The sequence below is a fragment of the Streptomyces sp. NPDC047081 genome, from assembly GCF_040643775.1.
Classification (GTDB): domain Bacteria; phylum Actinomycetota; class Actinomycetes; order Streptomycetales; family Streptomycetaceae; genus Streptomyces.
In genome coordinates, this window is the sequence record NZ_JBEYUY010000001.1 from 210,730 (window position 1) to 235,598 (window position 24,869).

The 24,869-nt window shown below is 71.3% G+C and carries 24 protein-coding genes; 9 read left to right on the forward strand and 15 right to left on the reverse strand.

The window, feature by feature from the left end:
* Window positions 1–23: 23 nt before the first annotated feature.
* From ABZ848_RS00965 to ABZ848_RS00975, 3 genes are all read right to left on the reverse strand, one after another.
* Window positions 24–995: a hypothetical protein gene (locus tag ABZ848_RS00965; protein WP_360823143.1), complete on the reverse strand. Its 972-nt coding sequence runs from the start codon at window positions 993–995 to the stop codon at window positions 24–26.
* A 114-nt stretch (window positions 996–1,109) separates the two neighbouring features.
* On the reverse strand, window positions 1,110–2,114 hold the full coding sequence (locus tag ABZ848_RS00970) for an alcohol dehydrogenase catalytic domain-containing protein (RefSeq protein WP_360823146.1): 1,005 nt from the start codon (window positions 2,112–2,114) through the stop codon (window positions 1,110–1,112).
* Window positions 2,111–3,268: a mandelate racemase/muconate lactonizing enzyme family protein gene (locus tag ABZ848_RS00975; RefSeq protein ID WP_360823149.1), complete on the reverse strand. Its 1,158-nt coding sequence runs from the start codon at window positions 3,266–3,268 to the stop codon at window positions 2,111–2,113. Before ABZ848_RS00975 ends, ABZ848_RS00970 begins: the two co-directional genes overlap by 4 nt.
* 247 nt (window positions 3,269–3,515) lie before the next feature.
* Between ABZ848_RS00975 and ABZ848_RS00980 the strand changes: the two genes are divergently transcribed.
* A complete protein-coding gene (locus ABZ848_RS00980; RefSeq protein ID WP_360823152.1) occupies window positions 3,516–4,346 on the forward strand; it encodes a hypothetical protein in 831 nt (276 codons plus the stop codon).
* Between the two features lie 51 nt (window positions 4,347–4,397).
* Here ABZ848_RS00980 and ABZ848_RS00985 read toward each other — a convergent pair whose 3' ends face one another.
* The gene (locus ABZ848_RS00985; protein WP_360823155.1) at window positions 4,398–4,847 is read right to left on the reverse strand and encodes a MarR family transcriptional regulator; all 450 of its coding nucleotides are present in this window, start codon (window positions 4,845–4,847) and stop codon (window positions 4,398–4,400) included.
* 99 nt (window positions 4,848–4,946) lie between these two features.
* Here ABZ848_RS00985 and ABZ848_RS00990 point away from each other — a divergent pair, with 99 nt between their 5' ends.
* Together ABZ848_RS00990 and ABZ848_RS00995 are read left to right on the forward strand one after the other, a co-directional pair.
* On the forward strand, window positions 4,947–5,945 hold the full coding sequence (locus ABZ848_RS00990; protein ID WP_360823157.1) for an NADP-dependent oxidoreductase: 999 nt from the start codon (window positions 4,947–4,949) through the stop codon (window positions 5,943–5,945).
* Window positions 5,946–6,060: 115 nt separating this feature from the next.
* Window positions 6,061–6,480, forward strand: a complete 420-nt coding sequence (locus ABZ848_RS00995; protein WP_360823160.1) for an organic hydroperoxide resistance protein — start codon at window positions 6,061–6,063, stop codon at window positions 6,478–6,480.
* Window positions 6,481–6,544: 64 nt separating this feature from the next.
* On the opposite strand, the gene ABZ848_RS01000 is transcribed toward ABZ848_RS00995, so the two are convergent.
* A complete protein-coding gene (locus ABZ848_RS01000) occupies window positions 6,545–7,696 on the reverse strand; it encodes a serine hydrolase domain-containing protein (RefSeq protein ID WP_360823163.1) in 1,152 nt (383 codons plus the stop codon).
* A complete protein-coding gene (locus ABZ848_RS01005; RefSeq protein WP_360823166.1) occupies window positions 7,693–10,242 on the reverse strand; it encodes a M14 family zinc carboxypeptidase in 2,550 nt (849 codons plus the stop codon). Before ABZ848_RS01005 ends, ABZ848_RS01000 begins: the two co-directional genes overlap by 4 nt.
* Window positions 10,243–10,415: 173 nt before the next feature.
* Here ABZ848_RS01005 and ABZ848_RS01010 point away from each other — a divergent pair, with 173 nt between their 5' ends.
* Entirely contained in the window at window positions 10,416–11,279 is an 864-nt protein-coding gene (locus ABZ848_RS01010) for a hypothetical protein (protein ID WP_360823169.1), read from the forward strand.
* Window positions 11,280–11,312: 33 nt separating this feature from the next.
* The gene (locus tag ABZ848_RS01015; RefSeq protein ID WP_360823172.1) at window positions 11,313–12,098 is read left to right on the forward strand and encodes an EI24 domain-containing protein; all 786 of its coding nucleotides are present in this window, start codon (window positions 11,313–11,315) and stop codon (window positions 12,096–12,098) included.
* On the opposite strand, the gene ABZ848_RS01020 is transcribed toward ABZ848_RS01015, so the two are convergent.
* Together ABZ848_RS01020 and ABZ848_RS01025 are read right to left on the reverse strand one after the other, a co-directional pair.
* Window positions 12,088–13,365 (reverse strand): pyroglutamyl peptidase, encoded by a 1,278-nt coding sequence (locus ABZ848_RS01020; protein WP_360823175.1) that lies wholly within the window; start codon window positions 13,363–13,365, stop codon window positions 12,088–12,090. The two genes, ABZ848_RS01015 and ABZ848_RS01020, sit on opposite strands and share 11 nt — an antisense overlap.
* Window positions 13,366–13,503: 138 nt before the next feature.
* Complete coding sequence (locus tag ABZ848_RS01025; protein ID WP_360823178.1) at window positions 13,504–14,439, reverse strand: LysR family transcriptional regulator; 936 nt, start codon at window positions 14,437–14,439, stop codon at window positions 13,504–13,506.
* A gap of 58 nt (window positions 14,440–14,497) precedes the next feature.
* Between ABZ848_RS01025 and ABZ848_RS01030 the strand changes: the two genes are divergently transcribed.
* Both ABZ848_RS01030 and ABZ848_RS01035 read left to right on the forward strand, forming a co-directional pair.
* A complete protein-coding gene (locus ABZ848_RS01030; RefSeq protein ID WP_360823181.1) occupies window positions 14,498–14,887 on the forward strand; it encodes a RidA family protein in 390 nt (129 codons plus the stop codon).
* 24 nt (window positions 14,888–14,911) lie between these two features.
* On the forward strand, window positions 14,912–15,250 hold the full coding sequence (locus tag ABZ848_RS01035) for a YrdB family protein (RefSeq protein WP_360823184.1): 339 nt from the start codon (window positions 14,912–14,914) through the stop codon (window positions 15,248–15,250).
* Window positions 15,251–15,259: 9 nt separating this feature from the next.
* Here ABZ848_RS01035 and ABZ848_RS01040 read toward each other — a convergent pair whose 3' ends face one another.
* Window positions 15,260–15,838, reverse strand: coding sequence for a TetR/AcrR family transcriptional regulator (locus ABZ848_RS01040; RefSeq protein ID WP_360823187.1), 579 nt, complete (start codon window positions 15,836–15,838; stop codon window positions 15,260–15,262).
* Between the two features lie 105 nt (window positions 15,839–15,943).
* On the opposite strand from ABZ848_RS01040, the gene ABZ848_RS01045 reads away from it, so the two are divergent.
* Entirely contained in the window at window positions 15,944–18,385 is a 2,442-nt protein-coding gene (locus ABZ848_RS01045; protein WP_360823189.1) for a glycoside hydrolase family 3 C-terminal domain-containing protein, read from the forward strand.
* A gap of 71 nt (window positions 18,386–18,456) precedes the next feature.
* Here ABZ848_RS01045 and ABZ848_RS01050 read toward each other — a convergent pair whose 3' ends face one another.
* Together ABZ848_RS01050 and ABZ848_RS01055 are read right to left on the reverse strand one after the other, a co-directional pair.
* Entirely contained in the window at window positions 18,457–19,428 is a 972-nt protein-coding gene (locus ABZ848_RS01050; RefSeq protein ID WP_360823192.1) for an aldose epimerase family protein, read from the reverse strand.
* A 32-nt stretch (window positions 19,429–19,460) separates the two neighbouring features.
* Window positions 19,461–20,345 (reverse strand): SGNH/GDSL hydrolase family protein, encoded by an 885-nt coding sequence (locus ABZ848_RS01055; RefSeq protein ID WP_360823195.1) that lies wholly within the window; start codon window positions 20,343–20,345, stop codon window positions 19,461–19,463.
* A gap of 280 nt (window positions 20,346–20,625) precedes the next feature.
* On the opposite strand from ABZ848_RS01055, the gene ABZ848_RS01060 reads away from it, so the two are divergent.
* Window positions 20,626–21,120: a DUF3145 domain-containing protein gene (locus ABZ848_RS01060; protein WP_360823197.1), complete on the forward strand. Its 495-nt coding sequence runs from the start codon at window positions 20,626–20,628 to the stop codon at window positions 21,118–21,120.
* Between the two features lie 66 nt (window positions 21,121–21,186).
* Here ABZ848_RS01060 and ABZ848_RS01065 read toward each other — a convergent pair whose 3' ends face one another.
* The 4 genes from ABZ848_RS01065 to ABZ848_RS01080 form a co-directional block, all read right to left on the reverse strand.
* A complete protein-coding gene (locus ABZ848_RS01065; protein ID WP_360823200.1) occupies window positions 21,187–22,458 on the reverse strand; it encodes a beta-ketoacyl-[acyl-carrier-protein] synthase family protein in 1,272 nt (423 codons plus the stop codon).
* An 82-nt stretch (window positions 22,459–22,540) separates the two neighbouring features.
* Entirely contained in the window at window positions 22,541–22,789 is a 249-nt protein-coding gene (locus tag ABZ848_RS01070; protein WP_015660680.1) for an acyl carrier protein, read from the reverse strand.
* Between the two features lie 76 nt (window positions 22,790–22,865).
* The gene (locus ABZ848_RS01075; RefSeq protein WP_360823203.1) at window positions 22,866–23,861 is read right to left on the reverse strand and encodes a ketoacyl-ACP synthase III; all 996 of its coding nucleotides are present in this window, start codon (window positions 23,859–23,861) and stop codon (window positions 22,866–22,868) included.
* Between the two features lie 21 nt (window positions 23,862–23,882).
* Complete coding sequence (locus ABZ848_RS01080) at window positions 23,883–24,800, reverse strand: ACP S-malonyltransferase (protein ID WP_360823206.1); 918 nt, start codon at window positions 24,798–24,800, stop codon at window positions 23,883–23,885.
* Window positions 24,801–24,869 lie beyond the last annotated feature (69 nt).

Here is a 24,869-nt window from a genome sequence, read left to right on the forward strand (position 1 = left end):
ACGTTGAGAGGTGGAGAGGTGGTTCAGGCCTCGGTGGGAAAGCGGTTGAGCGTTCCGGGCAACCGGGAGCCGAGCGGCGCCATGTCGCCGTCCGCACCGTGCCGGGCGAGCAGGTCGAGAGCGAGACGGCCGCGCCGCACCCGCTCCCGGGCGGTGTCCAGGGTCACGTCCCGCAGGTGGGTGCCCCACGGGTAGATGCCGGGAGCCCTGGACAGACCGAACTTCAGGTAGAGCGGTGCGCCGCGCCGGATGAGCTCGGCGACCTCGTACATCCGGATGTAGCCGCCGAGGTCGTCGGGGGCCTCGATGTACATGTCCATGGGGGCGGCGGAGACCCGCCGGATCTCGGTGAGGTGATCCAGCGTCAGGTCGCTGGGCACGTTGAGCGAGTCGGCGCCGAGCCGCTCGTACACCGCGTAACTGGCCGGGTTCACCGGCCCGATGAGCGCCGACACCTTCAGCGTGGTGTCGGCCGGGACGATCCCGCTCTGCCGCGCCCGGTGCAGCGTCCACAGCACGCCCTCGTCCGCGACGAGCAGGCACTTGACGCCCAACTCCGTTGCCCGCACGGCGTCTTCGACACAGCCGGCGACGGCGTCGTGGCCCCGTGCGCGCAGTCCGGCCCCCCGCGAGTCGGAGCGCACCGAGCCACCGATGTCCCAGGTGCCGCGCGGGCCGGTGAACAGGCAGAGCTCGATGTCCCGTTCGCCGGTCGCCTCGACCATCTCGGTGATCTCGGAGTCGCTCAGCATCCACACGCCGCTGCCCTGGCTGATCCGGTGGATCGGCACGTCCAGGCGCGAGGACTCCTTGAGGACGACGGCCAGCGCTTCGGGACCCTCGCACGAGGGGATCTCGGTGCGCCACTTGCCCCCGCCGGGGAAGGTGTGCGGGGAGGCGTCGGCGGGGTCGAGGGCGGGCGCGCCCAGGCCGAGGGCGGCGAGCGCCTGCTCGCCGGGTCGGCGGGCCGCCGTAACGGAAGCGTCGGTCGTCACAAGCTGTCCTTCGTGTTCGGTATTTCGGACAAGGTTCGCGGCTCGGGGTATGAGAAGGCTCTGGGTGTACGCCGGTACGGGGGCCGTCAGGTCGCCCCCGTACCGGCGTACGTCTTAGGGGCGGAGCAGCACCTTGCCCACCTTTGGATCACCGGATCCGACCAGCTCGATGGCGTGCGGGAACTCGTCCAGCGGCAGCTCGTGGGTGACCAGCGGCAGCGGGTCGAGCAGTCCGGCGCCGAACACCCGCACCGTGTGCGCCCAGGCGTCCGGCGGCGCACCGAAGACGGTGTGCACCTCCAGCTGCCGTACGACCAGGTCCGTCGGGTCGAGACCCTCGGCACCCGGCGCCGGGATCCCGGTCAGGACCAGCCGTCCGCCGCGCCGGAGCAGCGAGGCGGCGGTACGCGCGGCGGACGCGGACCCGGCGGTCTCGATGACGACGTCGAAGTCGTCGGGGAGCTCCTGGTCCTTGGTACGGAAGTCGGTGGCGCCGAAAGTTTTCGAAAGCTCCGCGCGGTCGGGTCGCGTCCCCACCACGAGCAGCTCGGCCGGCGAGCCCGCCTTCAGGAACTGAACGGCGAACATCCCCAGCGTGCCCGTGCCGACGACCGCAACTCGCTCACCCGGCAAGGCGTTTGCCTTGATCGCGGCGGCCGCGATGCACGCGGCCGGCTCCAGCAGGGCGGCGGCCGTGAGATCGGCGTCCTCGGGCAGGGCGTGCAGCAGCCGCGCGGGCAGCGTGAGCGTGGTGGCCATCGCGCCCGGCTGGGTGAACCCGGTCTCCTCGTAGCCCGCGCTGCACAGCGTGGTCTCGCCCGCGTGGCAGCGGTCGCACACCTGGCAGTTGCGGAAGCCCTCACCGACGACCTTGCGGCCGACCAGGCTCGCGGGGACCCCGGCACCGACCGCCTCGACCGTCCCGGACCACTCGTGGCCGGGGGTGAGGGGGTAACGGACGTACCCCTCGGGCCGGTTGCCCTGGTACACCTCGCGGTCGCTGCCGCAGATGCCGACCGCGTGGACGCGCACCAGCGCCTCCCCGGCCTCCGGCCGGCGCGGTTCGTGCGAGGTGACCCGGTGCTCGCCCGGTGCCTCGATGACGACTTGGGAGGTCACTTCGTGCCCTTCGGCTTGCGCTGCTCCCAGCCCTCGGCCCACAGGTCGAACCGGGCCTGCTGCTGCGGGAACTCGGCGGCGGCGTCCGCGTCGAACTCGACGCCGAGACCCGGCCGGTCGGTCAGGTGGAAGTACCCGTCCACGACCTCCGGCGCGCCCTTGACGACCTTCTTGATCTCCGCGTCCGCGAAGTCGTTGAAGTGCTCCAGGATCTTGAAGTTGGGGGAGGTGAAGCCGACCTGGAGGGAGGCGGCGGTGAGCACGGAGCCGCCCACGTTGTGCGGGGCGACGAGTACGTAGTGGGTCTCGGCGGTCGCGGCGAGCTTGCGCGTCTCCCAGATGCCGCCGATGTGGCCGACGTCCGGCTGGATGACGTCGACGGCCTGGCTCTCGAAGAGCTCGCGGAACTCGATGCGGTCGTGGATCCGCTCACCGGTGGCCACCGGGATGTCGACCTTGGCGGCGACCTTCTCCAGCGCCTTCAGGTTCTCCGGCGGGCAGGGCTCCTCCAGCCACGCGGGCTTGAAGGGTGCGAGCTCGTTCGCGAGCCGGACCGCGGTGGCGGGGGAGAAGCGGCCGTGCATCTCCAGCATCAGCTCGGCGTCCGGCCCGATGGCGTCGCGCACGGCCTCGATGAGGGAGACGGCGTAGAGGGTCTGCTCGTGGTCGAGCTCGAAGTGGCCGGTCCCGAAGGGGTCGATCTTCAGCGCCTTGTACCCGCGCTCCATGACCCCCTGGGCGGCCTTGTGGTACGCCTCCGGAGTCCGCTCCGTGGTGTACCAGCCGTTGGCGTACGCCTTGACCTTGTCGGTGACCTTGCCGCCGAGCAGCTGCCACACCGGCACGCCCAGGGCCTTGCCCTTGATGTCCCAGCAGGCCATCTCGATCACCGCGATGCCGGACATCACGATCTCGCCGGCCCGGCCGTAGTCGCCGTACTTCATCCGACGCACGAGGTCTTCCACGGCGAACGGGTCGGAGCCCAGAATGTGGTTGGCCTCGGCCTCCCGCAGATAGCCGATCAGCGCGTCGGTGTGGCCCAGCATCCGGGTCTCGCCGACTCCCGTGATCCCTTCGTCGGTGTGCACCTGGACGTACGTCAGGTTGCGCCACGGCGTCCCGACCACGTGTGTGCTGATTCCGGTGATGCGCACGGAGATTGCCCCTCAGCTGTTCGAGATTTCGTCACACGTTCGAAATGCTGGCGTGACAGTAAGGACGGGGCGGTAGGAGTGTCAATGGGTCGAACGCATAACGGTTTCGACACTGCTTTCGGTACGGTTTTCGGCTGGGGTTTCGCAGATGTCCTCAACTCGCCGCACCGGAACGGGCAGTTCCCCACACAACTTTCACAGCTGTGGCTATGAACAGTCCCTGTGCGGAACTTACTCTTCCCGCGTCATGGACTACTGCCTCCCGTGCCGACGGCACCTCAACGGCGCCCTCGCCTGCCCGGGGTGCGGTACCTCTGCCGAAGAGATACGCGCCCAACAGGCACCCCCGCGGGTGCCCGCGCAGGCGCGTCATGAAGCGCGGCCGGAGCTCCAGCAGGCCGCTGTCGGGGCGGACCCCGGCGCCGCCGAAGCCTTCGTGACACCGGCGGGCGGCGGCCGTGCGGCGCGCCGGAAAGCCCGCGGGCGGTCCGCCGGCCCGCCGGAGCGGCGCGGCGCCGACACGGACGTCCTCATCCACGACGGCCCGGCCGACCCCGACGACGTCGATCCGGACGACGAGCCCGCCGTCGGCACCAGCCGACGCGACCGCAAAGCCGCGGCCCACCGCAGGCGCCGTCGCCGGACCCTGCTGATCAGTACGGCGGCCCTGCTCGCGGCCGCCGGCCTCAGCCTCGCGGAACTGGGCGTCGACGCCCCCTTCACCAGCTCCAAGCCGGCCGCGACCGGTGACGACTCGGCGGACGGCGGGGCCTCGGCGGAGGCGGGCCGCACGGCCAAGCCGGCCGACGGCAAGAAGGGCGGCGACGCGAGCAGCTCCCCGTCGGCGAGCGCCTCCGTGTCCCCGTCGGCCTCGGAGTCCAAGGACACCAAGGACGAGGACAAGCCGTCCAAGGACACCCAGTCGGCCACGACGGGCGCCAACCCGGGCACCTCGACGACGTCCCCGTCGGACACGACCCCGGCCCAGTCGCCCACCGCGACCTCGGCACCGACGACATCCGCCCCGAGCCCGGACCCGTCGCCGTCGTGCACGCGGTTCCTGTGGTGGTGCACCTGAGCCGGCAGGGCTCGCCCGCCGGGTGACCGGCCTCAGGAAATCAGCGTCCGCTCAGGAATCCAGCATCCGCCGCAGCAAATCCCGCAAAGACAGCCGCTCCTCGTCCGAGAGTCCGGCCAGCGGCTCGCGCGCGAAGCGCAGGCCGTCCCGCAGCTCGCGGGCGACCCGGAGACCCTCGCCCGTCGCCGCCGCGAGCTTCACGCGCCGGTCCGCCGGGTCGGGGCGGCGCTCGACCAGTCCGCGGGACTCCAGCCGGTCCACGATCCCCGTGACGTTCGACGGCTCGCACTTCAGCTTCTGCGCCAGCTTCCGCATGGGAAGCGGTTCGAGGGACAGGAGACTGAGCAGCCGTGCCTGCGCGCCGGTCAGCGCGTGCTCGCCCGCGGCCTCCTCGTAGTCCGCGTAGAACCGGGCCACGACGTCGCCGATCAGCTCGACGACCTCCATGGTCAGGGCGTCGGGACGGCGGGTCTTCGCTGGGCTGAACTGTGAGGTGGGCATGGCTCCAGGGTACCCCTTTACTTGACAACCTGAAATATTCAGGAGCATGGTTGTTTCAGGTACTGAAGTATTTTCCCCACGCCAGGAAAGGCACGTCTCATGATCAACCGCGAATGGCACCTGCTCAGCCGCCCCGAGGGCTGGCCGAAGCCCGAGGACTTCGCCCTGGTCGAGGCGGAGGTCCGGCAGCCCGGTGACGGGCAGGTCCTCGTGCGGAACAAGTACCTCTCCGTCGACCCGTACATGCGCGGCCGCATGAGTGCCGCCAAGTCGTACGTCGCCCCCTTCGAGCTCGGCAAGGTCATGCAGGGCGGGGCGGTCGGCGAGGTCGTCGAGTCCAATGCCGAGGGCATCGCGGCCGGCGACCACGTCCTGCACTTCGGCGGCTGGCGCGAGTACGCCACCGTCGACGCCAAGCAGGCCGTCAAGGTCGACCCCGAGGCCGCGCCCCTGTCGACGTACCTCGGCGTTCTCGGCATGACCGGCCTCACCGCCTACGCCGGCCTGCTGCGCACCGCCTCCTTCAAGGAGGGCGACTCGGTCTTCGTGTCCGGCGCCGCGGGTGCCGTGGGCAGCCAGGTCGGCCAGATCGCCAAGCTGAAGGGCGCCTCCCGCGTCATCGGCTCGGCCGGCTCCGACGAGAAGGTCAAGCTGCTCGTCGAGGAGTACGGCTTCGACGCGGCGTTCAACTACAAGAACGGCCCGGTGAGCCGGCAGCTGCGCGAGGCCGCGCCGGACGGTGTCGACGTGTACTTCGACAACGTCGGCGGCGACCACCTGGAGGCGGCCATCGGCTCCCTCAACCAGGGCGGCCGGATCGCGGTCTGCGGCATGATCTCGGTCTACAACAACACCGAGCCGGCCCCCGGCCCGCGCAACCTCGCCCGCCTCATCCAGACCCGCGGCCGCATCGAGGGCTTCCTGGTCGGCGACCACTACGACCTGCAGCAGCAGTTCGTCTCCGAGGTCGGCCCGTGGGTGGCGTCCGGGCAGCTGAAGTACCGCGAGACGGTCGTCGAGGGCATCGAGAACAACCTGGAGGCGTTCCTCGGAGTTCTGCGCGGCGACAACACCGGGAAGATGATCGTCAAGCTGTAGGTCTTCCGAGGCCGAGAGGCCTCTTCCCTGCTGTTTCCGGCATGCGGTAACTTCTTTCCGAAACCGTCGTCGATCGTGGGCGCGAGTCGCGGCGGGCCGAGGAGGAAGACACCGCATGTCCATCCAGCAGACCGACGTCCTCTACACCGCCGTCGCCACCGCGGAGAACGGCCGTGACGGCCGGGTCGCCACCGAGGACGGCCGGCTCGACGTCGTCGTGAACCCGCCCAAGGAGATGGGCGGCAGCGGCGAGGGCACCAACCCCGAGCAGCTGTTCGCCGCCGGGTACAGCGCCTGCTTCCAGGGCGCGCTGGGCGTCGTCGCCCGCCAGGAGAAGGCCGACATCGCCGGCTCCACGGTCACCGCGAAGGTCGGCATCGGCCGCAACGACGACGGCTTCGGCCTCATCGTCGAGATCTCGGCGACGCTCCCGAACGTCGACACGGAGACCGCGAGGGCGCTGCTGGAGAAGGCCCACGAGGTCTGCCCGTACTCGAAGGCGACGCGGGGGAACATCACCGTGACGCTGGTGTGACACCGGTCGTTGCGTACGGCAGGGGCCGCACCCTAGGACGTGGGGTGCGGCCTCACCCCGTTCGTCAACCGGCCAGCGCCGCCGTGTGCACGGCCCTCACCAACCGGTCGTTCTCCGGCGCCGCCCCGCCCGGGTAGGCGTAACGGCGGCGCGTGTAGCCGTAGGCGAGCCCGCTGCGGGGGTCGGCGAAGGCCTGGGAGCCGCCCGCGCCGGAGTGGCCGAAGGCACCCGCGCCCAGGTACGGGTACACGTAGTCGGCGACCGCCTGGAAGCCCAGCCCGAAGGACTTGTGGACCCGGGCCACCAGGTCGTACCCGGTGGAGTGGATCTGGCCGACCTCGGCCACCGTGTCCGGCTTCAGCAGCGGCGGCCGCTCGGCCATCTCACTGATCGCCGCCGCGTACATCCCGGCGAGCCCGCGCGCCGCGGCCACCCCGCCCGCCGACGCCGGCCCCTTGGCGCGCACGGTACGGGAGTTGGGGTGGTTCACCAGCTCCGTCGGCTCGGTCACATGCGCGTTGAACGCGATCGAGGCCAGCGAGTGCGGCCCCCTCGGAATCGCGTCCAGCTCCGCCTGCTGAACCGGCGTCGGAGCCATCGGCTGCACCGACCGGAAGCGCGGCTCGAGCGCCGCGGGCAGCCCCAGGTAGAAGTCCAGCCCGTACGGCGCCCGCACCCGCTCCTCGTACACCTCCTGGAGCGTGCGCCCGGTGGCCCGCCGCACCACCTCGCCGGTGAGCGCGCCGATGACGAACGCGTGGTAGCCGTAGGCCGTGCCGGGCCGCCAGAACGGCTTCTGGTCCGCGAGCCGTTCGGCGATGGCGCGGTCGTCGGCCAGTTCGTCCGCGGTGAAGCCCGCGTCCAGACCGACCACCCCCGCCCGGTGCGAGATCAGCTCGCGCAGGGTCAGCTGCCCCTTGCCCTCGGCCCCGAACTCCGGCCAGTAGTACGTCACTTTGCGGTCCAGCTCCAGCGTGCCGTCCTGGACGAGGAGCGCGACCACCAGATGGGCGGCGCCCTTGGTCGACGAGAACACGCCGTAGAGGGAGTCCGGTCCGACCCCCTCCCCGGCCCACAGATCGACGACTCTGCGGCCGTGGTGGTACGCGCACAACTGGCCCTCGTAGTCCGGCAGTTCCCCCGCCACGAACGCGGCGAACTCCTCGCGCACCGCCTCGTAGCCGTCGGCGACGGTGCCGTGGATCTCCTGAGTCATCCGCTCTCCTCACCTGAACCGCTGTTCCCGGCCATTGTGATCAACGCCCGTCCGACCTGCGCGAGTTCCCCCTTCGGATGGTCCCGGAAGAGGGGTTCGGTGCCGAACAGCACGGCATGCGGGGCGCTGACGACCGAGGCCTGCCCGGCCGCCGCCGCGGGACCGCCGGAACCGTCGGCCAGCGGCCTCCAGTGCCCGGAGAGCAGCAGCCCGCTCGCCGCGTACGACTGCTCCACCCGCACTCCGGGCCCCAGGTCCGTGAACCACACCGGTGCGTACACGAACCCGTACTCGGGAGCGCCCGCGGTCACCGGCCCGGAATTCACCAACCTCACAACGCCGTTGGCGTCCCCGTTCCCCTCGACCGCCTTCACCGCCAGCAGCCCGGCCGCAGAGCTGAGGTCCGCCCCCACGCTCCCTCGCCCGACGAAGCCGTGACCGCCGGCCAGGAAGGCGTCCAGACCGGTACGGGCGCGGTCGTTCAGCCCGCCGTACTCCAGCCCCGCCGACACGAACAGCACATCGGCCGACGACCAGTCGAAACCGGCGTTCAGCACGTCCGTCGACACCGGCGTGACGTCGAACCCCATCTCCCGCAGCGCGAACAGCTCACCGGGCGTGACGGCGGCGGCAACACGGAGACGGGGGAAGGGAGTTGTCCCGGCGGCCGTCACCCCGTCGAGGACGACGTCGTACGCCTTCGCCGCCACCGCGGCCTTCGCACGCGCCGCCGCCGGTACGACCGCACTGCCGTCGGCTGCCCGTCGTACCGGAACGCCTTGCTGAAGAAGGGAGTTGAGGGCCGCGAACTCCTGCGGGTCGGTCAGCCGCAGCCGCAGATCGCCGCGCGGAGCGACACGGCCGACGGGCGTCGCCGCGTCAACGGCCCGCAGAGGTACGCCCGTCAGGCTCCCGGACGTGACGGGCGTGACCGTCGCGCCCCACAACCGCCCCAGACTCCAGCCCGAGATGTCGTACATCACCGAGACCTTGCCGCTGATGTCCCGCCCGTCCGCGAGCAGGACATTCGCCAGGCCGCGCTTCGGCTGGTGCATGTCGACGACGTACGTGCCCTTCGGGTACGACCGCCCGCCGAGCCGGAAGGGGCCGGCCGCGCGGGAGACGCGCACGTCGTTGGCGACGAGGTGGTCGACGAGACGGGCGGCGGCGGTGGAGCCGGCCGGAATCACGTACGCCCGGGGGAAGCCGGTCGTGTAGACGTCCTCGGGCCCGATCCCCGGCACCCCCGGCACGGTCTCCGCGCTCACCGGCACCTGCGCGGCCCCCGCCGCCCCGCGCCGGAACTCCTCGATCTGGTCGGCGACCAGTGAAGTCCTCCTGCTCTGCACGAAGTTCAGCGTGGCCTGCATCGCGGCACCGGCGACGGCCACGTTGACCGCGGACCGGCGGCGCAGCTCGGCGACCGGCAGGCTGTCGTACTCCTCGTTGTTGACGGCGAGGGGGATCTCCACGGTGTGCGCGGCGACCGTGCCGTGGAAGGCCGCGTACTGCGGGGTGAAGATCGGCGGCCAGTCGTCCCAGCCCTCCTGCTGGTCGCGGAAGGGGATCTGCACGGGCTCCACGCCATCCTTGGCGGGCGTGTATCCGAGCCCGTTGACGGCCGCTTCCATGCCGAGGGCGTTGGCGTAGGTGTTCTTGAGGAAGAGGTCGTACTCGTAGTTCTCGCCGTGCGGGGGAGTCGTCGGCTCGATCAGGGTGCCGTTGACGTAACCGTGCAGGTCCAGCATCACGGCCGGCTGCTTGTCGATCGCGATCTGCCGCATCGCCCGCACCTCGGGCTGCGAGGCGGTCACGAAGTCCCGGTTCAGATCGAAGCCGTTGGCGTTCTCGCGGGTCCCGGCGATACGGCCGTCCGGGTTCGCGGTGATGTTGAAGTAGAGCCGGGTGTGGGCGAGGAGGTCCTTGGTCTTGGAGTCCTCGGCGGTGGCGAGCTGCGAGATGAGCGCGAGGGAGGCGTCGGTGCCCTCCCACTCGTTGCCGTGGATGTTGTTGTTGAAGAAGACCGGAGCCTTGTAACTCGCCCTGATATCAGGTGATTTGGCGGCCGAGGCGGGCGCGTTCTCGATCAGCTCGCGCATCCGCTCCTGCGCCTGGGCCTCGCGGGCCGACTCCGGCGCGGTGACGGTGACGAGATACAGCCGGTGCCCGCCGGCCGAACGGCCCGTGACCTCGACGCTCACCCGGTCGCCCAGCGCCTGCAGGGCGTTCAGCTTCGGGGCAATGGCGTGGTACGGGGTGAGGCCGAGCTTGACCGACTTGTCGGCCGGGTTCTCCGGGTCGGGGGAGAGGACCTGCCGGCGCGGATAGCCGCGGGTGGCGTCGAGCGCGGGGGTGACCGGGGTTTCGAGGGCCCGTAGCGCCGCCGCCTCCGGGGCCTTGGCCGCCCTGTGGTCGGCGGCCGAGCCCTCCCGGACCGGGGGCTTGGGGCGGGCGTCGGCGGCGTAGGGGGTGAGCAGGAACGAGCCGGTCAGGGCGACGGTGGCGATCAGTGCGGGTCTCGCAAGGACGGTTCTCGTGGTGCGCACGCGTACCTCCTCCGGGGCTTCCGTAGATCGGTACGGCGAGGTGTACCTGTTCGACTCAACCTCAACAAGAGGGAGTCGGCGTCACGGATACCCCGGATGGCGCATACCGGGCGCCCCGAAGGGGGCATGCTGAGGGCGGACCGCCGGCGACGCCCGCGAGGCGAGGAGAGCCCATGGCTACGATCCCTTCGCTCCCGACCAGGGACGACGTGCTGCGCATGGCACGGAACACGACCGACATCACCGGCCAACTCCTGGACACGGCCGGGAACATCACCAGGATCGCGATCAACACCTTCGACCCGCGGGACGGTTCCGGCGCGGAGGTGCTGCGGGTGCTGCGCGAGACCACCGCGGAGCTGGCCGAGGCGAGCGCGTCGCCGCAGGCCCAGGAGGCCTTCTACCGCATCGTCGACACCCTCACCCGCCTCGGCACGACCGGCGCCCCGCTCGCCGTCCACCCCGTCAGCGAACCCGCCCAGGCCCTCCTGACCGCCCTCGGCGACAGCCTGCTGCCGGTGCTGGACGCGGTGGAACCGGCGGTCGAGGAGTTCGCGGACGCGATGGGCGACCTGGTCGAGGCGACGTCCCCACTTCTCCCGGCCGCGGCGGGCGTGGCGGCGGGCGCACTTCTCGCGGTGACGCCGATCCTCCGGGCCGCGGCGGACGTCCTACGGGACTCGTCCCCCGAACTCCGCCGCATAGCAGACGCGTTGACGGCAGCCCTGGCCCCCTTGATGCCGCTCCAGGTGGCCCTCGCGGAACGCGCGGCGGCAGCCGGAGCAGGCGTGATCCGAGCCACCCTCCCACCCTTGGCCGACCTAACAGAGGCAGCAGCGGCAACGACGAAGGCGGCCCGCCCGGTACTGATAGCGGGCGAGGAACTGGTGGTCTCGGCCCTGGAACAACTCCAGCCCCTGCTACTGGCGGCAGCCAACCGAGCGGGCCGCTTCGCGAGGGCAACGGCGGTACGGGTGTCGGCGGCGGTGAGCCCGGCAGGTGAGCAGGGGATCGTGGTCGCGGTTTCCCCGGCATGAGGATGTGCGGACCCTCCCCGGTAAAGTCTCCCCATGCGCGATCTTGGGGCAGGCTTCACGTACCTCCTGAAGGGCCAACGCTGGGTAGCCCGCCACGGCAAGCAGTACGGCTTCGGCCTGCTGCCGGGCCTGATAACCCTCGTCCTGTACATCGCCGCGCTCGTAGCACTGGCGGTGTGGGGCGAGGACTTCGTCGGCTGGGCCACCCCCTTCGCAGACGACTGGTCCAGCCCCTGGCAAGCCCTCTTCCGCGGCTTCCTCACAGCCGTGCTGTTCGCCCTCGGCCTCCTCCTCGCCGTCCTCACCTTCACCGCCGTAACCCTCCTGATCGGCCAGCCCTTCTACGAGAACCTCTCCGAGAAGGTCGACCGCGAAGTCTCCCCCGACGGCACCGCCCCCGAGTCCGGCCTCCCGCTCTGGCGCGAGCTGTGGATCTCGGCCCGCGACAGCCTCCGCGTCCTCGTACGCGCCCTGCTCTGGGGCATCCTGCTCTTCGCCTGCGGCTTCCTCCCGCTCGTCGGCCAGACGGCCGTCCCCGTGCTCGGCTTCTTCGTCACCGGCTTCTTCCTCACCGAGGAACTCACCGCCGTCGCCCTCCAGCGCCGCGACGTCGAACTCCGCGCCCGCCTCGCCCTCCTGCGCTCCCGCAAGACCCTGGTCTGGGGCTTCGGCACCCCGCTGGCCCTCGCCTTCGTGGTGCCGTTCGTCGCGGTGTTCCTGATGCCCGGCGCGGTCGCGGGCGCCACGCTGATGGCCCGCGACCTGCTGGGCGAGGAGATCACCGAGGACGAGGAAGAGGATCAGCCGATCACTTCCTGAACGTCACGTCCGCAGCCACCGTGATGATGGCCCGCACCTGGGCGATGATGTCCACCCGGTTCTGCACGAACTGCGGATCGGTGACCTCCGTCGTGTTCCCGGCCCCGAACTCCAGCACCGGCGTGTGCACATGCCCGCCCGGCAGCGTGTCGTGCAGCCCGAGCCGGTCCCGCAGCAGCGTCGCGCGGTAGGCGATCTCGTTGGAGAGGTAGTTCCCGCCGCCACCGGCCCGAGCGGTGGACCCCTCGGTCGGCCCGTCCGGCCGCACCACCGCGGTCGTACCGCCCGCCGGTATCTCGGTCACCTCGGTGTGGTCGTACACCGGGAAACGCCCCGTGTTCGCGGCCACGATCTCCTTGTACGGCAGGGTGGTTGTCGTCCACTGCGGCTGCGAGGCCGGGTCGCTCACCGGGATGGTCTCGGTCCGCCCGATGTTGTCGTTGTCCGGGAACCCGCCCCGCCAGGCTCCGTTGGTCCGCTCCACGTCGAACCGCCCGACCCGCCCCTGGCTCACGGTCGTGAACAGATCCACGTCCTTCAGATACGGCCGCAGCGTCCGCTCCACCGTCCCTCCCCCAGTGCCGAAAGCCTGGGAGGTGCCCCCAGTGAAGTCCTGCCAGCGCACGGGGAACACGACCGTCTCGATGCGCGCCGGCCCCTCGGCGGTCCGGATCACCGTGCCGTCGAGGGCGAGAGCGGTGGCCCCGGACGGGTTGGAGATACGGATGTCCCGGTCGAGCGTGAAGGGGTCGAAGCCGGTGACGAGGATCCGCTTGATCCCCTTCTTGCCGTGCGGATACCGGACGTCGGTCTGCCCGCGCGAGGTCCGCTCCAACTGGTCGAGCAGCGCGGCCCGTTGCCCGTCACTCAGCCCGAACTCCGGCTCCCAGGTCCGCACTTCCCGCGTCATCCCGAGCCGCGCCCAGTACAGCGGCCGGTCGTCGTCCCGGCTCAGATCCCCACCCGCCGGACCACGCCCCTGCGCCCGGTCCACGGCCCGCCGCCACAGCGCGGACCCTTCGTGCACGAGAATCCGCCGCGCCTGCGCGTACGACTCGGCGCCTCCCAACTCCCGTTCCAGCCGCGGCGCCACGTCGTCGAACCCGGACCGGCGGAGGATCTCCTGCGGTACGGCCTTGTCGAGCCGCTGTTCCTCGACGGTGGGGGAGGGGGCGGCCGACGGGGCCGCCGTCGCCGGTGCGGGGGAGGCGAGTCCCGCCGTCAGTGCCAGTCCGAGGACGAGCATCCGAACACGTATGGAGGTCAAGGGAGTTCAGGTCCTTCCGTCGCCGAGGTGGGGGAGCGTGGTGCGGACGGACGCAGTATCGCGTGACGGAAGTGGTCTACGCCATGGGTGGGGTTCAGGGCCGGGGTCGAAGCTGGTCCGGGGCCGGGGCCGAAAAGGTCACTGCGCGGGGATCTTCCCGGCCGCCTCCCGCAGCGCCCCCACGAAGGCCTCGGCCGCCGGGGCCGGCGTCCGTCCCCGGGCCGACGCCGCGTACACCGCCCGCGCCGGGGCGCCCTCGTCGAGCACCGGCAGCAGGACGACGTCCGGCCGGACCGACTCGGCGGCGAGCGCCGGGACCAGGGCCACGCCGAGGCCCGCGGCGACGTAACCCTGCTTGGCGGTCCACTCGCCGACGACGTGCGCGATGCGCGGGCGGAAGCCCTGGCGCACGGCGGCGTCCAGGAGGGTGCCCTCGGGGCGGGGGCTGCCGGAGATCCAGTCGGCGTCGGCGAGCCGGCCGAGCCGGACGGGGCCGGACCGGGCGAGGGGATGCCCGGCTGGGACGGCGACGTACAGGGACTCGTCGAGGAGGTGGTGGAGGTCGTACGACTCCAGGGACGCGCCGGGTGTCGTGGAGACGACGGCGAGGTCGAGGTGGCCCGCGGTCAGGCGGTCCAGGAGGCGCGGGGTGAGGCCCTCCTCGCGGGAGAGGCGGACGCGGGGGTGGCGGGCGCGGAAGGCGGCGAGGGCGTGCGGCACGAGCGCGGCGTCGGCCGTGGGGAACGCCCCGAACCGCAGCCGCCCGCCCGCGACTTCACGCAGCGCGGCCAGCTCGCGCCCGGCGCCGTGCACAGCCTCGGCGACGGTCTCGGCGTACGGCACGAGCACCCGCCCGGCCTCGGTCAACCGCACCCCACGCGGCAGCCGATCGAACAGCGCACCACCACCGAGCGCCGCCTCCAGCGCGGCAACCTGCCGAGACACGGCGGACTGCGTCCACCCGAGCCCCCGCGCGGCCACGGTGAACGACCCGTGCCGGGCGACCTCCAGGAACACCCGCAACCACACGGTGGACAGCTCCGGTTCACGATCCGACTGATGCGGTTTCGGCATGCCACCCATGCTAGACATTCGCTTGTCGCATTCCGTGGCCCCGCCTAGCGTCACCACCATGAAGGTCACGCTGAACAACCCGCCCGCAGCACCGCAGCCGGCCAGCCCCTACTACTCCCAGGTCGCCCGCGTCGAACACCCCGACGGCAGCGCCCTGTTGTTCGTCTCCGGCCAGATAGCCGAGGGCGAGACCGTGGCCGACCAGACCCGCGGCATCTTCGACGGACTGGACGCGTTGCTCCGCGCCCACGGCGGCACCCTCGCCGACGTCGTCAACATCCGCACGTACCTGACCGACATCGACGAACTCCCGGAATACGGCGCCGTACGAAGGGAGTTCCTAACGGGCACCCCGCCCACGAGCATGACCTTCGAGGCCTCCCGTCTGTTCCGTCCCGAGGCCCGGATCGAGATCGAGGTCGTGGCCGTCGTACCCGCGCCGGAGTGATCGATTCAGGGTGATACTGCGCGCATGAAGACCGCGAAGGCCGTCAACCTGGGTGTCCTGTTCCTGATCGAACTGGGCGCCCTCGCGGCCGTCGCCATCTGGGGTATCACCTATGACGCGGCGGCCCCGGTGCGCTGGCTGCTCGGCCTGGCCGCCCCCGCCCTGCTGATCGTGCTGTGGGCGCTGTTCGGCTCGCAGAAGGCGCGGTACAAGACACGCGGTGCCGTCCGTGTCGGATTCGAGGCGCTGTGGTTCGGGGCCGGCGTGCTCGCCCTGTACGCCGCCGGAGACCTCGCCGGGGCGATCCTGCTCGCCGCGTTCGTCGTGGTCAGCAAGGCCCTGGCCGTCCTCTGGCATCAGTAGCCCGGTACTTCAGGCCTCCTCGCCCAGCAGCGCCAGGAAGTCCCGGAACGCGCCCGGCATGTCCACCGAGTCCGGGTCCAGCAGCCACTGGTACTGGAGGCCGTCCATCACCGCGACCAGGAGGGGGGCCGTGCGTTCCGGGGTGAGGCCGTTCGGGAGGCTGTCGCCGTACTCGGTTCGGAGGACTGCCGCCATGCTCTCCCGGACCTGGCGGTAGCGGTCCGTGAAGTATCCGCGCGCCGGGTGCCCCTCCGTCACGCTCTCGCCCAGCAGCGCCGAGAAGGTCTGGATGATCGCGGGGCGCATCGCGTTGTACTCGACCAGGGACGCCAGCAGGTCGATCCGCCACTGCGTGGCCGGCACCGCGTCCCACTGGTCCCGTTCCTTCAGCACCGCGACCAGCAGCGCCTCCTTGGTCGGGAAGTAATGCAGCAGCCCCTGCTGGGTGAGCCCGACGCGCTCCGCCACCGCGGCCAGGCTCGCGCCCCGGTAACCGCGCTCGGCGATCACTTCCAGCGCCGCCCGGACTATCTCCGCGCGCCGCTCCTCGCTCCTCACCCTGGCGTTCATGGCGTCACCGTACGGCATCCCCGTACCTCTGATATTACGGCACTATAACGAAACCTACCGCGTTACAGGTAACGGGTGCACGATGGCTCCCAGGACGACATGACTCGACGAGGAGGCACCGCGATGGCGGCTACCCCGGGAAACCAGGCCGATCAGGCCCGCGAGGCCGCCGTGGACGCGGCCCTCGGCAAGCTGGACCTGGCGGCGAAGACCCGGCTGCTGGCCGGCCAGGACATGTGGTCGCTGCCCGAGCTGCCGGAGATCGGCCTGAGGTCGATCGTCATGTCCGACGGGCCGATCGGCGTCCGGGGTGTGCGGTGGACCGCCGACGATCCCTCCATCGCCCTGCCCTCCCCGACCGCCCTCGCCGCCACCTGGGACCCCGGGCTCGCCCGCCGCGCCGGCACGCTCCTCGCCCAGGAGGCCCGGCGCAAGGGCGTCCATGTGTTGCTCGCCCCGACTGTGAACCTCCACCGATCGCCGCTCGGCGGACGGCACTTCGAGGCCTACAGCGAGGACCCGCACCTGACGGGACACATCGGCGCCGGGTACGTCACGGGCGTGCAGGAAGGCGGCGTCGGCACCACCGTCAAGCACTTCGTCGCCAACGACGCCGAGACCGACCGCTTCACCGTGGACAACCTGGTGAGCGAACGGGCCCTGCGCGAGCTCTACTTGAGGCCCTTCGAGATCATCGTCGAGAACGCCCACCCCTGGGGCATCATGACCGCCTACAACACGGTCAACGGCACGACGATGACCGAGCACCGGTACCTCGTGAACGAGGTGCTGCGCGGCGAGTGGGGCTTCGACGGGTACAACGTCTCCGACTGGATGGCCGCCCGGTCCACGACCGGCGCCATCGAGGGCGGGCTCGACGTCGCCATGCCCGGCCCGCAGACCGTGTACGGCGAGGCCCTCGCCCAGGCCGTCCGCGACGGCCGGGTCGAGGAGGCCACCGTCGACGAGGCCGTGCGCAACGTCCTGCGGCTCGCCGCCCGCGTGGGCGCCCTGGACGGCGCCGAACCGGCCGTCACCGAACCGCCCGCCACCGTCGACGGCGAGGCCCTGGCCCGCGAGATCGCCCGCCGCGCCTTCGTCCTGGTGCGCAACGAGAACGGCGCTCTGCCCCTCAGGCCCGGCACCGTCGCCCTCATCGGCGCCGCCGCCCGCGACGCCCGGGTCCTCGGCGGCGGCTCCGCCACCGTCTTCCCGTCCCGGATCGTCTCCCCGCTCGACGGCCTCACCGCCGCCCTCCCCGAAGGCACCCTCAGCTACGCCGTCGGCGCCGACCCGAACACCGAACTCGCCGTCGCCGACAAGGGGTTCAGCCTCAGGGCGGTCTGCCGCGACGCCGGCGGGGGCATCATCGGCACCGGCTCCGCCCCGGGCGGCCAGCTCCAGTGGATGGGTTCGGACCTCCCCGAGGGCGTCACCCACGACCGCCTGCACACCGTCGAGCTGACCGGTACCTTCACCCCGCGCGAGTCCGGCCCGCACACCTTCGGCATCAAGGGCACCGGCCACTTCACCCTCACGGTCGCGGGCACCACGTACTACGACGACGTCCAGCGCCCCGCCGACGACAGCGACCCCTTCGAGGCCTTCTTCGGCTCCCCGGTGCCCCGCGCCCAGGCCGAACTCACCGCGGGCGAACCGGTCGAGGTCTCCCTCACCTACGTCTTCGCGCTCCCCGAGGAGATCCCCTTCAAGGTCGTCGCCTTCGCGCTGGCCCACCAGGAGCCGCAGCGCGACGCCGACGAGCTGATCGCCGAGGCCGTCGAGGCCGCCCGTGCCGCCGACACGGCCGTCGTCGTGGTCGCCACCACCGACCGCGTCGAGTCCGAGGGCTTCGACCGCAAGGACCTCGCCCTTCCCGGCCGCCAGGACGACCTGGTCCGCGCGGTCGCCGCCGCCAACCCGAACACGGTCGTGGTCGTCAACTCCGGCTCCCCGGTCGAGCTCCCGTGGCGCGACGAGGTCGCCGCCGTACTGCTCAGCTGGTTCCCCGGCCAGGAGGGCGGTGCGGCCCTCGCCGACGTCCTCACCGGCGCGCACGAGCCGGGCGGCCGGCTGCCCACCACCTGGGGCTCCCTGGCCGACGCCCCGGTGACCCGGGTGACCCCGGCCGACGGCCAACTCCCGTACAGCGAGGACGTCTTCATCGGCTACCGCGCCTGGGAGAAGGAGGGCCGGACCCCCTCGTACCCCTTCGGTCACGGCCTCGGCTACACCGACTGGAACTACGAGTCGGCGGAGGTCGAGGGCATCACGGTCCGGGTGCGCGTGCGCAACTCCGGTCAGCGGGCGGGCCGGGAGGTCGTGCAGGTGTATGTGGCGCCGATCGAGGCCGATGCCGGGCGGCCGGGGCGGTGGCTCGCCGGGTTCGCGAGCGTGGAGGCCGTGCCGGGGGAGAGCGCCGAGGCCGTCGTCGAACTGCCCCGGCGCGCCTTCGAGGTCTGGGACGAGACGGCGCGTGCCTGGTCGTTTGTGAAGGGTTCGTACGAGATCCAGGTCAGCCGCTCGATCACGGACCGCCGCCTCACCGCGACGATTAACGTCTGATCCGGGACAAGCAACCCCACGAACAGCCCCGGCCCGGGACCTGACCCCTGGGCCGGGGCTCGTGTGTGTCGCTAGCGGGTCGTGAAGCCGTACACCGTCTCCGAACGGAACACGCCGCCCGGCCGCAGCACCGTGGTCGGGAAGTCCGGGCGGTTCGGGGAGTCCGGGAAGTGCTGGGTCTCCAGCGCCACGCCGTCGCCGGGAGCGAAGGGCTCGGGCAGGTGGTCGGCGGTGTACAGCTGGAGGCCGGGCTCGGTGGTCGTCACGGTCAGGACGCGGCCGGACGCCGGGTCGTACAGCTCGGCCACCTCGCGCGGGGCCTGCGTCACCCCGCCGGTCAGCACGAAGTTGTGGTCGTACCCCGCCCCGACCTTCCGCGCCTCCCGGAAGTCGAAGCGGGTCCCCGCCACCTCCGCGAGCTCACCGGTCGGGATCAGGTCCGCGTCCACCGGGGTGTAGCGCGAGGCGTCGAGCCGCAGTTCATGGCCGCCCGCGTTTCCGGAACCGCTCAGGTTCCAGTACGAGTGGTTCGTCAGGTTCACGATCGTCGGCGCGTCGGTCACCGCCTCGTACGCGATCCGCAGCGAGCCGGTGTCGTCGAGCGTGTACGTCGCCGAGACCTCCAGCGTGCCCGGGAACCCCTCCTCCCCGTGCGGGCTCACCCGGGACAGCCGGATCCCGCCCGCCACCGGCGTCACGTCCCACACCCGCTTGTCGAAGCCGCGCCCGCCCCCGTGCAGGGAATTGGGCGCGTTGTTCGGCTCCAGCGCGTACGTCACCCCGTCCAGCGGGAAGCGGGCGCCGGCGATCCGGTTGGCGTACCGGCCGATCAGGGCGCCGAAGTACGGCCCCGGGCAGCCGAGGTAGGAGTCCAGCTCGGCGAACCCCAGCACCACGTTCCCGGTACGGCCGTCGCGGTCCGGGATCTCCACCGACTGCACGATGCCGCCGTACGACAGGATCCGCACCCGTACGCCGGCCCGCTCCAGGGTCCAGCGGTGCACCTGGGTGCCGTCGGAAAGTGTGCCGAAGTGTTCGCTCATGGGCGGAACTCTAGGTCACCGGCCTGTCCGGCTCACGACTCCTTCGCCGTGACGGCGTGGTAGGCGATCTCCGCGAGCCGCGCCTGACCGTTGATGCTCGGATGGAACCAGTCCCAGTGGCTCAACTGGTCCGTCCCGAACCGGTACGCGTACACCGCGCCCCCGTCGAACCGGCACCGCCGGTCCTTGCCGCACACCTCCTTCAGCACCTCGTTGTACGCCTCCACCCGCTTCTGCACGGTGTCCCGGCGCAGGGTCGCCGCCGAGTCCAGCGCGTCCGCGTCGCCCAGCATCGAGGGGCAGATCCCGAGCTTCCAGACCTGCTTGCCCAGCGGGTTGGTCCGCCCCTCGGACCACAGCCGCTTCAGGTTCGGCACGCTCGCCACGTACACCTGCGCCTTCGGCAGTTTCTCGCGCAGGGTGCCGAGCGCGTCCTCGAAGTCGGTACGGAACTCGGCCACCGAGGTCATCGCCGAGGTGGAGGACCGACACGCGTCGTTCGCCCCCACCATCACCGTCACCAACTGCGGCTTCCTCACCACCGCCTGCGCCATCTGCCCGGGCAGATCGGCCATCCGCGCCCCGGTCACCGCGTAGTTCCAGCTGGCCTCGGCCGCCCGCGCCTTCCCCAGCAGCCGTACGGCGAGCGAGTCGACCTTCGCGCTGCTGCCGGTCGCCCAGGACACCTCCGGGCAGTCCGACAGCACCGTGCACGCGTCGAAGCCGCGGGTGATGGAGTCCCCGACGGCGGCGACCGACGCCGGGCTCGCGTCCCACGCCGGTGCCGTCGGCTTCGCTCTGTGCGCCTTGGCCCCGGTCGGCCCGGCGGAGTTCCCGCCGACGGCGTCACAGCCGACGGCACCGCCCAGCACGGCCGCCGCCGCGACGCTCGCGAGCAAAGCCCCAGGCTTTCGCATCCCCTGCTGATCCCCTCGGTCGGCGCACATGGACGTACACAGACGTCCCCCCACATAACAACGCGCGAGGGTTCCCGATCCACACACCATCCTCGGACCGTGCAACGGTTCACACCCGTACAAGCGTCCTGCCGGGTGAATGGCGGGCGTTTCGGCGCATCGGGACCGACGGTACGTCACACTCCTTGCGCCGCCGCACGGTAGCCTCGCCATCAACGTGGCTGCCCGGCCACACCGTCCGCCAGTTCGCAAGATCGTCCTGCTCTGCCCGGAGGTCCCGGTGACGACACGTGGAGTTCTGTACGTGCACTCCGCTCCGCGCGCGCTGTGCCCGCACGTCGAGTGGGCCGTCGCCGGAGTGCTCGGCACGCGCGTCAACCTCGACTGGATCCGGCAGCCGGCCGCGCCCGGCACCTGGCGCTCCGAGTTCTCCTGGAAGGGCGAGGTCGGTACGGCCTCCAAACTGGCGTCGGCCCTGCGCGGCTGGCACCTCCTCCGCTTCGAGGTCACGGCCGAGCCCTGCCCCACGGCCGAGGGCGAGCGCTACAGCTGCACCCCCGACCTGGGCATCTTCCACGCGGTCACGGGCATCCACGGCGACATCCTGATCCCGGAGGACAGGCTCAGGGCGGCGCTCACCCGCTCCCAGCGCGACGAGACCGACCTGGAGGCGGAGATCGCCAAGCTCCTGGGCAAGCCGTGGGACGACGAGTTGGAGCCGTTCAGGTACGCGGGCGAGGGCGCGCCGGTCCGCTGGCTGCATCAGGTCGTCTGAAGTTCCGTACATGCCGAACGGCCCCCACCGGCTGGTGGGGGCCCTTCAGTTGCGTACGAGCGATTCTCAGACCGTCCGGAACGCCAGCACCACGTTGTGCCCGCCGAAGCCGAACGAGTCGTTCAGCGCGGCGATGCGGCCCTCCACGGGCAGCTTGCGGGCCTCGCCGCGGACGACGTCGGCGTTGGCCTCCGCCTCCGGGTCGAGGTTCTCGACGTTGATGGTCGGCGGAGCCACCCGGTGGTACAGGGCGAGCACGGTCGCGACCGTCTCGATACCGCCCGCGCCACCGAGGAGGTGACCGGTCATCGACTTGGTCGCGGAGACCGCCATGTGGTCCGCGTCGTCGCCGAACACCTTCCGCAGCGCCTTCAGCTCGGCGATGTCACCGGCCGGCGTCGACGTCGCGTGCGCGTTGACGTGCACGATCTCCGCCGGGTCCAGGTCGGTGCCCTCCAGCAGGTGCTGCAGCGCGGCCGAGATGCCGCGGCCCTCCGGCTCCGGCTGCACGATGTCGTGGCTGTCGGCGGAGATGCCCTGCCCGACCGCCTCGGCGTACACCCGGGCACCGCGCTTGGCGGCGTGCTCGGCGGACTCCAGGACGATCACGCCCGCGCCCTCGCCGAGGACGAAGCCGTCACGGGCGGTGTCGTACGGACGCGACGCACCCTCGGGGTTCTCGTTGTTCTTGGACATCGCCATCATGTTGCCGAACGCGGCGATGGGAAGCGGGTGGATGGCCGCCTCGGTGCCACCGGCGACGACGACGTCGGCGCGGCCCGTGCGGATCATCTCGATGGCGTAGCCGATGGCCTCGGCGCCGGAGGCGCACGCGGAGACCGGCGTGTGCACGCCCGCGCGGGCGCCCACGAGCAGACCCACGTTGGCCGAGGGGCCGTTCGGCATCAGCATGGGGACGGTGTGCGGGGAGACGCGGCGGACGCCCTTCTCCTTCAGCACGTCGTACTGGTCGAGCAGCGTCGTCACGCCACCGATGCCGGAGGCGATGACCGCGCCGAGGCGGTCGGGGTCGATGTTCCGGTCTTCGCCGGCCTTGCCTTCGAAGCCGGCGTCCTTCCATGCCTCCTGGGCCGCGACCAGCGCGAACTGCGCCGAGCGGTCCAGACGGCGGGCCTGCGGACGCGGGATGACCTCGGTGGGCTCCACGGCGACCGGCGCGGCGATACGGACCGCCTGCTCGGCGGCCCACTCCTGCTCCAGGGGCTTCACACCGGACCTGCCGGCGATCAGACCCTCCCAGGTAGAGGCTGCGTCGCCACCCAGCGGTGTGGTTGCGCCGATACCGGTGACGACCACGGTGCGATTGGTCGGGCTCACGGGAATTCTTTCTCCAATTACGGGGATGAAGCGGCGCCACCGCCGGGTGGCGGGGCCAGGCAACCGGGGCCTAGAGGGTGACTCAGGCCTGGTGCTTGAGGATGTAGTCGGTCGCGTCGCCGACAGTCTTGAGGTTCTTGACGTCCTCGTCCGGGATCTTGACGTCGAAGCGCTCTTCGGCGGCGACGACGACCTCGACCATGGACAGCGAGTCGACGTCCAGGTCGTCGGTGAAGGACTTGTCCAGCTGGACGTCCTCAACCGGGATGCCGGCGATCTCGTTCACGATGTCGGCGAGACCGGCGACGATCTCTTCCTGAGTGGCGGCCATGGTGGCGCTCCTTCGTTTTTATCCAGAGGGTTGGCAGTGCTTCCCGCACCGGACCGGTCGGTCCGGCACGGAGTGCCTAGGGGAGGGTAACGACAGTGGCGGCGTAGACGAGACCCGCCCCGAATCCGATGACGAGCGCGGTGTCGCCGCTCTTCGCCTCACCGGTCGCCAGAAGCCGCTCCATCGCGAGCGGAATCGAGGCGGCCGAGGTGTTGCCGGTGGTGCGTACGTCGCGCGCGACCGTGACGTGCTCCGGCAGTTTCAGCGTCTTCACCATCGAGTCGATGATCCGCTCGTTGGCCTGGTGGGGAATGAAGACATCCAGGTCGTCCGCGGTGATCCCGGCCGCGTCCAGCGCCTGCTGGGCGACCTTCGCCATCTCGAACACGGCCCAGCGGAACACCGCCTGGCCCTCCTGCGTGATCGCAGGGAACTTGCCCGTGGAGTCGTACTCGGTCCACGGCACGGTCTGCTTGATGGTCTCCGACTTGTCGCCCTCGGAGCCCCAGACCGTCGGGCCGATCGCCGGCTCCTTGGCGGGGCCGACCACGACCGCGCCCGCGCCGTCGCCGAACAGGAAGGCCGTCGCCCGGTCCTCCAGGTCGGTCAGGTCGGACAGCCGCTCGACGCCGATGACGAGGACGTACTCCGCGGAACCCTCGACGATCATGCCCTTGGCGAGCGTGAGGCCGTAACCGAAGCCGGCGCAGCCCGCCGAGATGTCGAACGCGGCGGCCTTGTTCGTGCCCAGCTTGTCGGCGATCTCGGTCGCGACGGCCGGCGTCTGCTTGAAGTGCGAGACGGTCGAGACGATCACGCCGCCGATCTGCTCGGCGGAGATCCCGGCGTCGGCGATCGCCTTGCCGGACGCCTCGATCGACATGGCGGCGACGGTCTCCTGGTCGTTCGCCCAGTGCCGGGTCTCGATGCCGGAGCGCGAACGGATCCACTCGTCGGAGGAGTCGATCGTCTCGAGGATCACCTCGTTCGGCACGACCCGGGTCGGGCGGTAGCCGCCCACGCCGAGGATGCGCGCGTACGGGGCGCCCTTGCTGGGCTTGATCTTCGACATGTTCGTACGGCTCCTTAGGCGTCAGGCTGCTGCGTGCTCGGCGATGAGCGCGCGGGCCGCGTCGAGGTCGTCGGGGGTCTTGAGCGCGAGGGTTTGCACACCGGGCAGCGCGCGCTTGGCGAGGCCGACCAGGGTGCCGCCGGGGGACACCTCGATGATCGCGGTCGCGCCGAGCTCCTTGAAGGTCTCCATGCACAGGTCCCAGCGGACCGGGTTGGCGACCTGGCCGACCAGGCGCTCCACGATCTCGGCGCCGACGGCGACGGTCCGCCCGTCCTTGTTGGAGACGTACGTGACCTTCGGGTCCGCGGGCACGAGCTCCTTGGCGGCCTCGGCCAGCGCGTCGACCGCGGGGGCCATGTGGTGCGTGTGGAAGGCGCCGGCGACCTTCAGCGGGATCACCTTGCGGACGCCCTCGGGCTTGTCCTCGTTCAGCGCGGCGAGCTGCTCCAGGGTGCCCGCGGCGACGATCTGGCCCGCGCCGTTCACGTTCGCCGGGGTCAGCCCGAGCTTCTCCAGGTGCGCCACGGAGACCTCGGGGTCGCCGCCGAGCAGCGCCGACATGCCGGTCTCGGTGATCGCGGCGGCCTCGGCCATCGCCAGGCCGCGCCTGCGTACGAGGGTGAGCGCGGCGGTGTCGTCGAGGACACCGGCGAAGGCGGCGGCGGTGATCTCGCCGACGGAGTGCCCGGCCACCGCACCCGGCGTGATGTCACCGAGTGCCGCGGCGGACAGGATTCCGGCCGCGACCAGCAGCGGCTGGGCCACCGCGGTGTCGCGGATGGCGTCGGCGTCGGCCTGCGTGCCGTAGTGGGCGAGGTCCAGTCCGATGGCGTCCGACCAGGCGGCGACGCGGTCGGCGGCACCGGGGAGGTCGAGCCAGGGAGTCAGGAAGCCGGGCGTCTGGGCGCCCTGGCCGGGAGCGACGAGTACGAGCACTCTCACACTCTCTCTTGTGGACGGCCACGGCCGCCCGTGGGGACAGGGACGAAGAACACGAGGGGGTTT